Source organism: Streptomyces sp. NBC_01003, assembly GCF_045162695.1.
Taxonomy (GTDB): domain Bacteria; phylum Actinomycetota; class Actinomycetes; order Streptomycetales; family Streptomycetaceae; genus Streptomyces.
This window is the reverse complement of the sequence record NZ_CP108707.1, coordinates 1,875,900-1,889,207: the sequence shown is the minus strand read 5'-3', so window position 1 is coordinate 1,889,207 and position 13,308 is coordinate 1,875,900. Positions and strand designations below refer to the sequence as shown.

The 13,308-nt window shown below is 68.1% G+C and carries 12 protein-coding genes and 2 pseudogenes; 8 read left to right on the top strand and 6 right to left on the bottom strand.

Translation table 11 applies throughout. The features are described from left to right. Positions 1-28 precede the first annotated feature (28 nt). Together OG698_RS08775 and OG698_RS08770 are read right to left on the bottom strand one after the other, a co-directional pair. Positions 29-1,453, bottom strand: coding sequence for a sensor histidine kinase (locus OG698_RS08775; protein WP_406102457.1), 1,425 nt, complete (start codon positions 1,451-1,453; stop codon positions 29-31). Continuing rightward, positions 1,450-2,181 carry a response regulator transcription factor gene (locus OG698_RS08770; protein ID WP_406102456.1) on the bottom strand — a complete coding sequence of 244 codons (732 nt, stop codon included), beginning with the start codon at positions 2,179-2,181 and terminating at the stop codon, positions 1,450-1,452. The genes OG698_RS08775 and OG698_RS08770 overlap by 4 nt, the downstream gene beginning before the upstream one ends. A 171-nt stretch (positions 2,182-2,352) precedes the next feature. On the opposite strand from OG698_RS08770, the gene OG698_RS08765 reads away from it, so the two are divergent. The 6 genes from OG698_RS08765 (at position 2,353) to OG698_RS08740 (ending at position 7,924) form a co-directional block, all read left to right on the top strand. Further along, positions 2,353-3,717, top strand: a complete 1,365-nt coding sequence (locus tag OG698_RS08765) for a ferric reductase-like transmembrane domain-containing protein (protein WP_406102455.1) — start codon at positions 2,353-2,355, stop codon at positions 3,715-3,717. Between the two features lie 9 nt (positions 3,718-3,726). Beyond that, positions 3,727-4,158, top strand: coding sequence for an FMN-binding protein (locus OG698_RS08760; protein WP_406102454.1), 432 nt, complete (start codon positions 3,727-3,729; stop codon positions 4,156-4,158). Next, a complete protein-coding gene (locus tag OG698_RS08755; RefSeq protein WP_406102452.1) occupies positions 4,151-4,933 on the top strand; it encodes an FAD:protein FMN transferase in 783 nt (260 codons plus the stop codon). Before OG698_RS08760 ends, OG698_RS08755 begins: the two co-directional genes overlap by 8 nt. 288 nt (positions 4,934-5,221) lie before the next feature. Further along, complete coding sequence (locus OG698_RS08750; protein WP_406102451.1) at positions 5,222-5,512, top strand: hypothetical protein; 291 nt, start codon at positions 5,222-5,224, stop codon at positions 5,510-5,512. 244 nt (positions 5,513-5,756) lie between these two features. Next, entirely contained in the window at positions 5,757-6,677 is a 921-nt protein-coding gene (locus OG698_RS08745; protein ID WP_406102449.1) for an NADP-dependent oxidoreductase, read from the top strand. Between the two features lie 716 nt (positions 6,678-7,393). Then, entirely contained in the window at positions 7,394-7,924 is a 531-nt protein-coding gene (locus tag OG698_RS08740) for a hypothetical protein (protein WP_375986076.1), read from the top strand. Here the strand turns inward: OG698_RS08740 and OG698_RS08735 are convergent. From OG698_RS08735 to OG698_RS08720, 4 genes and pseudogenes are all read right to left on the bottom strand, one after another. Beyond that, positions 7,917-8,267 (bottom strand): annotated as a pseudogene (locus OG698_RS08735) (peptidase); the annotation flags it as partial. The gene OG698_RS08740 and the pseudogene OG698_RS08735 overlap by 8 nt on opposite strands. 115 nt (positions 8,268-8,382) lie before the next feature. After that, positions 8,383-8,943 carry an integrase core domain-containing protein gene (locus OG698_RS08730; protein ID WP_406102447.1) on the bottom strand — a complete coding sequence of 187 codons (561 nt, stop codon included), beginning with the start codon at positions 8,941-8,943 and terminating at the stop codon, positions 8,383-8,385. 304 nt (positions 8,944-9,247) lie between these two features. After that, the gene (locus tag OG698_RS08725) at positions 9,248-9,382 is read right to left on the bottom strand and encodes a hypothetical protein (protein ID WP_406102446.1); all 135 of its coding nucleotides are present in this window, start codon (positions 9,380-9,382) and stop codon (positions 9,248-9,250) included. A 239-nt stretch (positions 9,383-9,621) separates the two neighbouring features. After that, positions 9,622-10,926 (bottom strand): phospholipase D-like domain-containing protein, encoded by a 1,305-nt coding sequence (locus OG698_RS08720; RefSeq protein WP_406102445.1) that lies wholly within the window; start codon positions 10,924-10,926, stop codon positions 9,622-9,624. Positions 10,927-11,772: 846 nt separating this feature from the next. On the opposite strand from OG698_RS08720, the pseudogene OG698_RS08715 reads away from it, so the two are divergent. Next, positions 11,773-12,192: pseudogene (locus tag OG698_RS08715) on the top strand (transposase family protein); the annotation flags it as partial. 71 nt (positions 12,193-12,263) lie between these two features. After that, entirely contained in the window at positions 12,264-12,791 is a 528-nt protein-coding gene (locus OG698_RS08710) for a hypothetical protein (RefSeq protein WP_406102444.1), read from the top strand. Positions 12,792-13,308 lie beyond the last annotated feature (517 nt).

Below are 13,308 nucleotides of genomic sequence, written 5' to 3'. Positions count from 1 at the left end.
CATCGGTGCGCCGGCAGGCCGGACGGTGTCAGATGGGGAGCGTGAGTCGGATGGTGGTGCGTCCAGGACGGCTCCTGAGGACGGTGGTCCCGCCGTGGGCGGTGATGACGGCCTGGACGATGGCGAGGCCGAGACCGGTGCTCCCCGTGCTGCGGGAGCGGGCGTGATCGGCGCGGACAAAGCGACCGAAGACTTCGGGCTGGAGCTCTTCGGGGATGCCCGGCCCGTTGTCGCTCACGCTCAGGCAGACATCAGCCGGCCCCTTGGTGAGGGTGATGGCCACTTCGGTGCCGGGCGGGGTATGGGTGCGGGCGTTGGCGAGGACGTTGCCGATGGCCTGCTGAAGGCGGTGGGCGTCGCCGGTGACGGTGACCGGTTCCTCGGGCAGATCGAGCAGCCAGCGGTGGTCGGGGCCCGCGGCGCGCGCGTCGTCGGTCGCGTTGAGGATCAGCAGGGTCAGATCGACCGGCTCGTGTTCGAGGGGACGTCCGGCGTCCAGGCGCGCGAGCAGGAGCAGGTCGTCGACGAGACGTGTCATGCGCTGCGATTCGCTGCCGATGCGCTCCAGGGAGTGCCGGACCTCTTGGGGGACGGGGCCGGAGTGGCGCAGGGCGAGTTCGGCGTGGCCGCGGATGTTGGCGACGGGAGTGCGGAGTTCGTGGCTGGCGTCGGCGGCGAAGTGCCTGAGGCGTTCCTCGCTGGCCTGTCGGCTGGTGAGGGCGTTCTCGATGTGACCGAGCATGTGGTTGAGGGCGCTGCCGACCTGACCGACCTCGGTACGGGGATCGGTGTCGGGCAGCGGCCCCGGCATGGCGATCTCGCCACTGGCGAGCGGCAGTCCGGCCACCTCCGCCGACCGGGCTGTGACCCGTTGCAGGGGCCGCAGGGAGGTCCGTACCCATACCGCACCGGCGATGCCGGTGATCACGAGGGCGGCGCCGAACAGCACCGTCTCGACCGCTTCGAGGCGGTGAACGGTCTCCTCCACGGGGTGCAGGGACAGGCCGGTGATCAGCGTGTCCTGGTCGTCGCCCTGGAACGCCATGACGCGGTAGCTGCGCAGGGTGGAGAGACGGATGCTGTGCCCCCGCCCGTCGGTGGGGACCGCGGCCAGGGTGCGACGGTCCTCGGAGGTGAGATTGACGGGGCGATCGGTGGTGTCGTCGACGACGGCGGCCTGGGTGACGGTGCCGGCCAGGAGGCGGGCACCGAAGGTGTCGTCGGCCTGGCCCCGGGTGTCGGGGCGGTTGTCGGAGTCAGGCTCGGCCTCGTGTTCCAGGCTCGCGGGGAACCGGCCGCCTGACGTGACGAGCTGCTCGTCCAGGCGCCCCATCAGGAACCCCCGCAGGGCCAGGGCGGTGGTGATCCCGACGGCGAGGCAGGCGAGGGCGAGCAGGGCGACGAGGCCGACCGTGAGCTGGCCGCGCAGCGTACGCGGCGGCAGGCGCCTCATGCGGAGTCCGGCTTGAGCACGTAGCCGACGCCGCGCACCGTGTGGATCATCGGGGCGCGCCCGGCGTCGATCTTCTTCCGCAGGTAGCTGATGTACAGCTCGACGATGTGGGCGCGCCCGCCGAAGTCGTAAGCCCAGACCCGGTCGAGGATCTGGTCCTTGGACAGCACCCGGCGCGGGTTGCGCATGAGGAAGCGCAGGAGCTCGAACTCGGTGCGGGACAGCTCGATCGTGGCCCCGCCGCGCAGGACCTCCCTGGCGTCCTCGTCCATGGTCAGGTCCCCCACGGTCAGCCGGTCCGCGCCCGGCTCAGCGGTCAACCCGGCCCGCCGCAGGAGCCCCCGCAGCCGGGCCAGGACCTCCTCCAGGCTGTAGGGCTTGGTGACGTAGTCGTCGCCGCCCGCGGTGATGCCCGCGATACGGTCCTCGACCGCGTCCCGGGCCGTCAGGAAGAGCACACACACCCTGGGCTCGTCGCGTCTGAGCCCCCGCAGCACCTGCAGACCGTCGAGGTCGGGCAGCATCCAGTCCAGGACCACCGCATCGGGCCTGAAGTCGCGGGCGGCCTCGAGCGCACTCGCCCCGTCGGCCGCGGTGCGCACCTGCCAGCCCTCCGCGGTCATGACCCCGGACAGCACATCGGTGACGTCGGGTTCGTCGTCGACGACCAGGACCCGCACGGGTCCTCCGTCGGCGCGGTGCAGGGATGTCGTGGGCAGCTCGTTCATGGTCCCTTCAGCATCCCCCGACGAATACCCCGGTCGGGCGACCGGGGTCTGTGAGTTTCCTCTGAATCGGCTCCGAGGTCGGCTGCCCGCGCCGTTTCAGAGGGTTCACAGAACTTGGGCTGTGAGGCTGGGCCGCCCATCGCCGGAACGGGACCCATCCGGAGGAGCGCCATGACCACCACATTCGCCACGACGACGCATACGAGCGGCGGGATGCGCCACCGGCGCCCGCGTCGCAGTGTCGTGCCCACCCTGGCGCCGCTGGTGATCTGGGCCGGGGCCGCCGGGGTGCTCGCCCTGTGGTGGAGCGACACGAACTCGGTGGTGGGCCCGGCCGGCTGGCTGACGGGCGCGGGACGCATCACCGGACTACTGGCCGGATACGCCTGTGCGGTGCTGCTCGCGCTGATGGCCCGCGTCCCGCTCCTGGACCACACGATCGGCACGGACCGCCTCGCGCGCTGGCACGCACTGGGCGGCCGCTGCACGATCTCCCTGGCGCTCGCCCACGCCCTGCTGATCATCTGGGGCTACTCCCTGACCTCCCACACGAACGTGGTCAGCCAGACCTCCACGCTCGTCCTGAACTACCCCGACCTCCTCAACGGCACAGTCGGCTTTCTGCTGTTCATGGCCACCGGGATCCTCTCGGCCCGCGTGGCCCGCCGCAGGCTGAGCTACGAGACCTGGCACTACCTGCACTTCGCCACGTACCTGGCGGTCTTCCTCACGTTCGGCCACCAGCTCTCCAACGGCGCGGACTTCGTCGGGAACCGCACCGCCCAGGCCGCCTGGTACACGCTCTTCCTCAGCGTGGCCGCGCTCGTCGCCTGGTACCGGTTCGCCGTCCCCGTCCGGCGCGCGCTGCGCCACCGCCTGCGGGTCGCCGTCGTCCAACCGGAGGCGCCGGGCGTGGTCTCCGTCCACCTCACCGGAGAACACCTCGACGAGATGGGAGCCGAGTCGGGACAGTTCCTGCGCTGGCGTTTCCTGGCCCGCGGCCTGTGGTGGACCGCCAACCCCTACTCCCTCTCCGCCCCGCCGCACCCGCGACATCTGCGCATCACGGTGAAGAACGCCGGCGGCCACAGCGCCGCACTGGCCCGCCTGGCACCCGGCACCCGGGTCTGGGCCGAGGGTCCGTACGGCGGATTCACGGCGAGGCGCCGCACCGCTCCGAAGGTCCTGCTCCTGGCGGGCGGCGTCGGCATCACGCCCCTGCGCGCGCTCTTCGAGACGCTCCCGGGCGAGGTGACCCTCGTCTACCGGGCCCGCCGCTCCGACGACCTCGCCCTGCGCGCGGAACTCGACGCGATAGCCGCCCACCGCCGGGCCACCGTGCGCTACGTCGTAGACGAACCCGCTGGATTCTCCTCCCCCCTCACGGCCCGCGGCCTGGTCGCGCTGGTGCCCGATCTGGCGGCGCACGACGTCTACCTGTGCGGACCGCCCGGCATGACCCGCGCCGCTATCCCGGCCCTGCGCCAGGCCGGAGTCCCGGCACGCCGAATCCACCACGAGTCGTTCGAGTTCTGAGGAGAAGACATGCGCCGTGCCGTCCTCGCCACCACAGGGATCAGCGCCCTGATCGTCACGCTGCTCGCCCTCAAACCCCACCAGCTCCCCACCGTCGCCGGCGGCGCAGCGCACACACCCTCGGACGCTGCATCCCCGTCCACCTCGGCAGGCAGCGCCACCCGAACGGGCACCTTCACCGGGGACCCCATCGACACCCAGTACGGAACCGTGCAGGTGGCAGCCACCCTCGCCAAGGGAAAGATCACCGCGATCAAGGTGCTGCGGGCCCCGGACCAGAACGGCCGGGACCAGCAGATCGCCTCCTACGCACTTCCCCGGCTCACTCAGGAAGCGCTCGGCGCGCAGAGCGCGCACATCGACGCCGTCTCCGGCGCCAGTTACACCAGTCAGGGCTACATCCAGTCCCTGCAGAGCGCCCTGGACCAAGCCCATGCCTGAGACCGTCACCAGGCTGCACCACGTCGAGCACGTCATGGGCACCGTCTTCTCGTTCGACATCCGGGACACACCCACCCCCGCCATCCACCGCGCCCTCGCCGAGGCCGTACGCCACCTCCACCGGATCGACGCCGTCTTCTCCACCTACCGGCCCGACAGCTACATCAGCCGCCTCGACCGCGGTGAGATCCACCTCGCCGACTGCCCGCCCGAGGTGCACGAGGCCCTGTCCCTGTGCGCGCGGGCCGCCCACCACAGCGACGGATGGTTCAGCATCACGCCCGCCGGAACCCTCGACCCCTCGGGGCTCGTCAAGGGCTGGGCCACCGAAACAGCATCCCAACTCCTCTACGACGCGGGTGCGCACCAGACGTGTGTCAACGGTGGCGGTGACCTCCAACTCCGCGGCCGGGCCACCCTGGACAGCCCCTGGCGGATCGGCATCGCCCATCCCCTCCGCCCGAAGGAACTGCTCACTGTCATCACCGCCGACACCGACCTCGCGATCGCCACGTCGGGCGTCGCCGAACGCGGCGCCCACATCTACGACCCGCACCACGGCGCTCCGGCCACCACGTTCGCCTCCCTCACCGTCGTAGGCCCTCGCCTGACCATGACCGACGCCTATGCCACCGCCGCTTTCGCCCGAGGCGAGGACGCACGGGGCTGGCTCACCTCCCTCGACGGGTACGAGGCACTCGCGGTCCGGCCCGACGGCCAGACATGGCAAACACCGGGATTCACCCGCTACGAGCTGATCCCGGCCGGGATCTAGAAGCCGAACTTCTCGTCTTTCGATGCACTCATTTCGATGCACTCATGAGGAGAAGCTGCACGAGCTCGTTAGCATTGAGCCGTGCACGGCGATGGGCTGTTGGTCGGCGCCTGGCGGGGGCGGTGCTTGTTGTAGTGCCGTTCGTAGGCGGCCAGGACCTGGCGGACGTGGGCCTCGTTCGTGATGAGGACATGGTCAGGCAATCCCTCAGTCACGACACACTGCCGGTGGTCGAACTGGGGCTGCCGTCTTCCCGTTCGATCGCCCAAATCTGAAAGGCGTCGAACGGTGGACTGGAACTCCATCACCCTCTACGTGCTCGGCTTCTTCGGCCTGCTCAGCCTCGTCGTAACGCTGCTCACGTCTCTCATCAAGCAAGTCCCTGACCTCGCCGACGTCATTCGCGCTGCTGGACGGTCGCTGACGGGTGAGCGGGACGATGACAGTGACGACAGCAACGAAGCCCGGAATCAGAACGCGCCGCCAGCCGGGAAGGGCGCCGACAGCCATGCGCAAAAGGCGAGGAACACAAAGCGGCGCAGTCGCACCGAGTTGGTGACCATCGGCCGGGGCTCGTAAGCCCGGCCGATGCCGAACCACTTCATCCTGAAATCCGGCTTGCCCCGCGGACCCTGCCTGTGACCGCCGGCCCAGATCGCGAAGGCTGACCCTCCACGAATGGCCCAGTCAGCTAGCCGCCAAGTGGCCCAGTTTACTGGTCCGCTTCATGTCTACGGTGAACCTGGCACCACGCACGAGCACCATGGCCGGACCGTGGATAGAACCGTGGCCAGCCCATGGCAGAGACCCTGAGGAAATTCCCATGCAAGCCATCACCGTGAGGGACCGCGAAGCCGCCGTCAGTGGCCTCGCTCTTACTGAGCTGCCTCGTCCGCACGCGGCGGAGAACGACGTGATCGTGCGCGTCCACGCCGCCGGATTCACTCCGGGCGAGCTGGCCTGGCCCGGCACCTGGACCGACCGGGCGGGCCGTGACCGTACCCCGAGCGTGCCTGGTCATGAGCTGTCTGGCGTGGTCACGGAGCTGGGCTACGGCACCACCGGCCTGACCGTCGGGCAGCGGGTCTTCGGACTGACCGATTGGACGCGCGACGGCTCCCTCGCCGAGTACACCGCCGTCGAGGCCCGCAATCTCGCCCCGCTCCCCGCCGACGTCGACCATGTCACGGCTGCGGCCCTGCCCATCTCCGGCCTCACCGCCTGGCAGGCTCTGTTCGACCACGCCCGTCTCGCGACCGGTCAGACGGTGGTCATCCACGGTGCCGCGGGCGGCGTCGGCTCCCTCGCCGTCCAGCTCGCCCGTGAGGCTGGGGCCCGTGTGATCGGCACCGGCCGCGCTGCCGACCGCGACACCGCACGGACCCTGGGCGTGAGCGCCTTCCTGGATCTCCAGGCCGAGCGGCTGGAGGACATCGGCCAGGTGGACGTGGTGTTCGACGTCATCGGTGGCGAGATCCTCGACCGCTCCACCGCGCTGATCCGCCCCGGCGGCACCGTGGTCACCATCGCCCACCCGGTCGCCGTCCACCCCGAGGACGGGCGCGCCGTGTTTTTCGTCGTCGAACCCGACCGCGCCCGCCTCGCCGACCTCGCTACCCGGCTGCGCGATGGTCGGCTGAAGCCCATCGTCGGAGCGGTTCGGCCGCTCGCCGAGGCCCCGGCCGCCTTTGCCCCGGAGAGGCGCACCTCCGGCAAGACGATCATCCGTGTCGCTGAAGGCTGAGAACACTGGGAACACGAGAAACGCCCAACCACGAGACGGAGAGCCTCCTTTGCCGCCCACACACGCTGTTCCCGTCCTGCTCACCATCTGACCCTGACGGTCACCGCCTGCTCCGCGCCTGCCGATGACAAGCCCGCTCCGCACACGGTCACGGCCACCGACGCGACCTACCCTTACCTCCTCTGTAGTCGACTTCCCGCCCAACGCCCGCGCGGTACCGCATCGGCACGGCAAGGCGTTCGTGTACGTATGCGCCCTCGCGGTACGGTCCGCAGCAAGCTCGGCGGCGAGCCGGCCCACACCTCTCGCCAGGGCCAGAACTGGGTCGAACAGTCCGGCGCTCACCAGTGACCATGGTGTGCTCGCCGGGTCAGCCGATGCTCACGCCGGTCGACGAGGAGGAGCTGAAGGAACGGGCGCACCTGCGCGACCCGCGTCCCTCCGAAGGCTGACCCCCGAGATCGACAAGAGTGCGGAGTCCGGAACACCGATCCAGGTGCCGGGCTTTGCAGCAGCCTCCGGCCTTCATCGTCATCGATCTCACGCACCCGCACACGTTCTGCCATCCGGACCGACTCATGGTGACGCACTGCTGCGCCAGCACCCGAGCGGCGCGTCACATCACAACAGGGCAAACGTTGCCTGATGCCAACTGTCGATCATGGTCTCACAAGGGCGAGTTTTGAACACGTTCAAGTAGGGCGTACGCTCCTGCCATGAGCGACAGTGGTGACAGAGTCGCCCTTCTCAAGGGCATCCGTGCGTGGCTGGTCCTGTTCGTCGTCTGCCTCGTGCTGAGCGGGGCGACGGCCTTCCCTCTGGTGCACGAACTGCACTGGACCGAGGATCTGTTGAGGTCCTTGTCCGTGCCGGAGCACCTGCCCGCGCTCATGGACTGGATCGAGCACGTACGGCAGGGGATCGACGTCGCCGACGAGGAGTACCCCTTCCTGCTGTACGGCACGGACTGGCTGGCGTTCGCGCACCTCGTGATCGCCGTCGCCTTCTACGGGCCCTACCGCGACCCGGTCCGCAACATCTGGGTCGTCGAGTTCGCGATGATCGCCTGCGCCGGCATCGTCCCGCTCGCCCTGATCTGCGGACCGCTCCGCGGCATCCCCTTCTGGTGGTCGGTCATCGATATGTCCTTCGGGGTCTTCGGGGTGATCCCGCTGTACGTCGTCCGCAGGAAGATCAAGCGGCTGGAGGCGCTCACCTCGCCCGTGCCGCTTGCCATGGCTACTTGAGCGTCGTCGGCGCGATCCGCTGGGCCACCGGGTTCATCGACTCGCCCTTCGTGTCCGTGGAGTTGACCGAGTGGACGCGGGTGCGGGAGAGGTCGCGGGTGGCCACGACGACCGCGCTGTAGCCGTAGCGGGCGCCCGACTTGAGTCAGTACACCTTGCCGGCGTACTCGAAGCGCTGAAGCCCGGCGCTCATGTCGGCAACCTCGATGTTCGAGGGGACGGTGAACGTCTCCTCCAGCTGCGGCTTCGGGGCGATCTCGCCCCGGAAGAGGTGGGTGATCAGCCGCTCCAGGTCCGCCGACGTGGAGATCATGTCGCCCTCCGCCCAGCGGTCCGCCTGGTTCCTGTAGGGCTCGCCTATTCGTCGCTGCAGGTCAAGCGGTATATCGGTACTCGTTGATTGGGCCTCCCAATACGCGGGCGCGCAGCAGTCGGCGGTTCTGGATGCCGATGGCGGGTCACGCCTGCTGCGTTGCGTTGGGCGGCAGTTGTCCTCGGGATCGGTGGGGCCTGTGCTGGTTGTAGTGGTCGGCGAATTCGGTCAGGACCTTGGTGGCGTGGGATGTGTTCATGATGAGGATGTGGTCGAGGGCTTCGCGGGGGATGGCGCCGATCACGCGTTCGCAGTGGGCGTTCATCTTGGGTGTGCGTGGGGCGCTGAGGAGGATGTCGACGTCCTCGGCGGTGAAGACGGCATCGAAGGAGGCGGTGTACTTCGCGTCCCGGTCGCGAAGCAGGAACCGGACCTGTCCGCCGTGTTCGGCCAGTGCCCTGGTGGCCTCGCGGACCTGCTGGACTGCCCACTGTCCGGTGGGATGCGCGGTTGTGGGCGTGATGCGCAATCGGCGGGTTCCGCGTTCCAGGAAGGCCATGGCGTACAGACGTTGGCCGAGCGCGGTGCCGAGGTGGAAGACGTCTGCCGCGACGATACCGTCGGCCTGAGCGGTGAGAGGTTCCCTCCAGCCCGGCCCCTGCCGCCTGGTGCCGGGTCGATCCCGGCCGCGTGCAGAATGTTCCACACCGCGCCGGATGCCACCGAATGCCCCAGCCGTGTCATCTCGCCCTGGATGCGCCGGTGCCCCTACCGAGGGTTCTCGTCGGCCAGGCGCAGGACCAGCTTCTTCAACGCCACCGACGAGAGCGGCCGACCGGCGCGCGTACGGCGCGCGCTGTAGTCCCACTTCAGGGCGATCAGTCGGCGATGTCAGGCCGGCACGGTTCCCGGGGCGACGGGAAAGACGCGGGCCCAGTGCTGTCGGGGTATCAACGAGGACAGAGCGGAGAACCAGAACCGGTCCGCCGGCTCGTAGCGCACGGGCAAGGTCAACTGCCTTCGCAGGCCGCGTTCTCGTGCCGCAGGACCAGCACCTCGGCCTCCACCGACGCCTCCCGCCGGAGTAGCAGCTCCGCCGGTGACAGGAGTCCCCGAACGGCGCGGTACACGAGCGAAACGATCACGGCCTCAGCGTCGCAGACTATTGATCCGCACTTACCTCCCAGCTGCAGCGATGACTTCTTGAGCCCCTCGCGATCGGGGCCGGCTGGGGAGGCAGGCACGCGGAAGCTCCTGGAGGACAGGCGATCTTGGTCGTGACCTCGTCTACCAGGAGCATCTTCACGTCCGGACGTCACTCACCCCAACTACGCGCCAGATCACCCAGGCTGGAGCTCACTGGGACTGTTCGTACCGAGAATGCCTATTCCCGGACCTGCCTCGGATCGATCGGAATCTCTCGTGCCGTATTCTCGGCGCGCTCCTCGGCGCTCAACTGCCGTGCCGCGGTCCCGCAGCAGCGGTCGTACTGGTTCTGCCAGTCCGCCATGAACGTGTCGTAGCTGGACTGGCCGACCAGCTTCAGGTCCGACTCGTCGTTGTGCCAGACGCCGTTGCTCGTCCAGTTCGAGGAACCGACGAACACGAGCCTGGAGTCGGCCGCACCCGCGTAACCGCCGCTGACCATCATGTACTTGTCGTGCGTGTAGTGCAGAGCGTTGCCGTTCGCGTCGGTGCCGTGGCTGGTGTCGTGCACGTCGATATTCGGCCGGTTCTTCAGGTAGCTCTGCACGCTGTCATCGACCTGGCCGGCGGTGATGAGAATGTGGATCTTGACGCCGGTTTGTGCCAGGCTCACCAGCTTCTTCGGCAGCTCCAGGTAGTTCCGGTCGCCCGGCTGCCCGTGAGAGGTCCACTGGAACATGGCGATGTTGATCGTGGCCGGCGCCTTGATGTTGTTCAGGAAGTCGACCCAGGTGTCGCTTCTGGTGCGCGCCTTGGGCCACTGGTAGGAGGGCGGGGACAGTTGCCTGGCGGCCGTGGCGCTGGTGGAGTTGTAGTAGTCGGGTGCCAGGGGGCCCGGGCCATTGAGCGCCCCCTTGGCCATGGCGGTGAAGTAGCTGACGTAGGAGTTGTACAGGTCGACGTTGCCCTTGACGGTGGCGCTGCTGTTCCACGCCGTGCTGGCCTGGGCGGAGGTGGGGTTGGCGCTGCTGACGGTCACTGTTCTGTTCGCATCGCTCCCGCCGCTGAGCATGTAGTACTTCGCGTGCAGGGCGGAGCCGGCGTAGTGGGTCAGGCAGCCGCCCGGGCACAGCGCGGCGAAGCTGGAGGCTCGCGGGTCGTTGCCCAACTCGGTGACCATCGACTGCCAGATCGCATTGTCGCTGTGGGCGTCCATCAGCGCCTTGACGATGACGCCGCGCTGGTGAGCAGCTATCAGGGCGTTGGCGAAGTCCGGGCCTGGCTGTGCGTTGCTGATCGAGTACATGGCGACGCGTATGGTCTGCCCGCAGCTGGCGCTGTTGATCGATTCGATGATCGGGCCCATGATCTTCATCTGGGCGGCGGGGTCCTCCGGGTCGTTGAAGCGCGGGCCCGGGCTGGAGGTGAACGTCCGAGACTCACAACTGAGCGGGGGCTTGGCCTTCTTGACCGCGGCGTGCGCCGTTGTCAGTGACAGCGCGGTGACGACCAGCGCGGTGATTGACGTGAACGTTCGCTTCATGGGCGGCCCTTTCGCTGGGCTGTTGATGATGAAGAGTCGGGTTGCCGCAAGAGGCCCGCAGGAGCGATGCCGCCGTCAGCGGAATCTACTATTGTTCCACCGATTGTTCCGATAATTCACTGGAAGTCCACGCGCTGCGCATCGCAAGATTCCTTGAGCAGGGGAGCAACCGCGGGGTGTTGCTCTGCCAGTCGACCAATGAGTGGTCACCGTGGGGAGCGACAGGCGCTTGGCGTAGCGACCCCTCCATGCAGTCGGGCCGGCGCTCGCGCCCATGCCGCCAACTGCGTCTGACGCGTCCGCTGCCACGACTGCGGCGAACTCCTTCACCCAAGGCTGGGAAGGCAAGGGCAGCATGACCAGCCATCCCCGAAGCGCGTCCGATGACCCCCTGACCGAATCCCAACAGACCCTCCATGTCGGCGTGTTCAAGCACGACCAGGGTCTCGCGACCGCCGTTCGCCGGGAACCGGTCAGGCATGGCCTCGATGCACTTTCGCCACGGCTGCCGCCTTCATCCTCGGTCTGGACGCCGGCACCTCCGGGTGCATGCATACCGGCTTCCGGGAATGGTTGGTGGTCCGACTCAACGGTGACGACAACCTGACCTGGCCGGCTCTGGTCCGCCACCTGGCGCCCAGCGGCTGGATCCACCCTGTGCGTGCCGAAAATGCATCCGTGCACTTCAGCAGGCGTGCCGGTACTCGTGGATTGCGCCTCTGAGCCCCGAATCGAATGTCGTCAACTTTGTGACAGTGGCCGTAAGTTGGGCACTCCTGCGCAACGACGAAGCTCCTGGTAGACGGGTTCTCGATCAAGATCACCCGCGTCTGCAAGGAGCTTCGCGTGCTTGTCGACCCCTCAGCGATCGATCTGTCCAGCCGCACCTTGCGGTACTTGAGCAGGCAACTCGTCGCCCGGCAGCGCGAGATCGGGACGCGATGGCGGCGCCTGCCGCCGCGACGGCAAGCTTTACCGGCCCTGGCCCACTTGCGCTGTGGCGACACCTACGCCCAGCTCGCCGCCGGGTTCGGCATCGGGATCGCGACCGTGTTCCGCTACATACGCGAGGCCGTCCGCGTGCTCGCTGCCCTCGCGCCGACCCTGACCGAGGCGATGAGGGCGATTCGGGAGGAAACGTTCGTCATCCTCGACGGCACCCCGCTGCCGATCGACCGGATCACCGCCGACACCCCGTGCTACTCCGGGAAGCACAAGCGTCGCGGCATGAACGTGCAGGTCCTCACCGATCCGTTCGGGGCGCTGCGCATGGGGCGTTGAGAGAAGCCTCTACATGCCGTGCAGGCACGATGCTTGATCCTGCTTGACTGGGCAAGTTGCCTCGGCTGGACAACGAGGTCACGCTGATCGCCAGGTCCCCCGAAGGCGCTCCGCCGATCGAGGGCGGCTGGCGAAGGAGCGAGAAGATGGGCCTGTTGGCTACGCAGCATCTCGACGCCGAGGTCATGTACTACGGCCTGTGGATGGAGGACGTCGGGGCATCATTCGACGACGAGCCGGAACCTGATGCGCCCTTCGGCTCTTCGACCGGTGGCCGAGTGGTGATCCACAGTGGGGGCCACACGCACACGGCCGACTTCTGCGCGGAAATCTGGGATGAGGAGCCCCCTGCGGCTCCCGGGTCATGGGAGAAGTTGGCGCAGACGCAGATCGACGCCCCCGCTGGGCAGGTGTGCCTGTGGACCTATGCGGCGATGGCCAAGGGAGACATTGTCCTCGGGCAGCCCGGTCGAACATGGAGGGTGCGGGTGCATGTGCGCGGTAGGGAAGAGGTGTACAAACTCGCGCAGCTCGATGTCCCGGAGGGGATCGAGCACTACCTGGTGCAGTTCTGGCCCGCGTGACGGTGCGCCACAATGTGGCGCACCGTCACGCGGAGGCGAGTCAGTTGCCTTCGACGAGGAATCCATCGTTGGGGCCGTTGATGATCCGGTTGCACTTGTAGAAGAGGACATCAGGGTGCCGCCTGCACCGTTGTCGGCCTTGGGAATCGGGCGGACCGAGTAGTTGTTCTTGGGGGCTTTGCCCTGCGGGTCGTACTTGGCTGAGGCTTGCGCCGCGCCTTCATAGGTGGTGGAGCAGGGGAACTCGCCGTATTCGTTGCCGCCGTCGGCGTAGTTGTCGCCCCAGTACTTCTTGCATGTGGCCACCGCGGCCCGGCGGTTGGCGTTGCGTCGTGACGTGTCGGCGTAGAGGCGAGCGAGCGGCCTGTCGGCGGTCCGGCCGGGGATGTCCTTGCTGGTGTTGTCCGGCTTGGTCGTTCCCGGCTTGTCGTAGGCGCCCTTGAGGTGCTGGGCCGCGAGCCTCCCACCGGCGGAGACTCCAAGACGACGTAGCCGCGCCCGGCCTGCTGTCACGCAC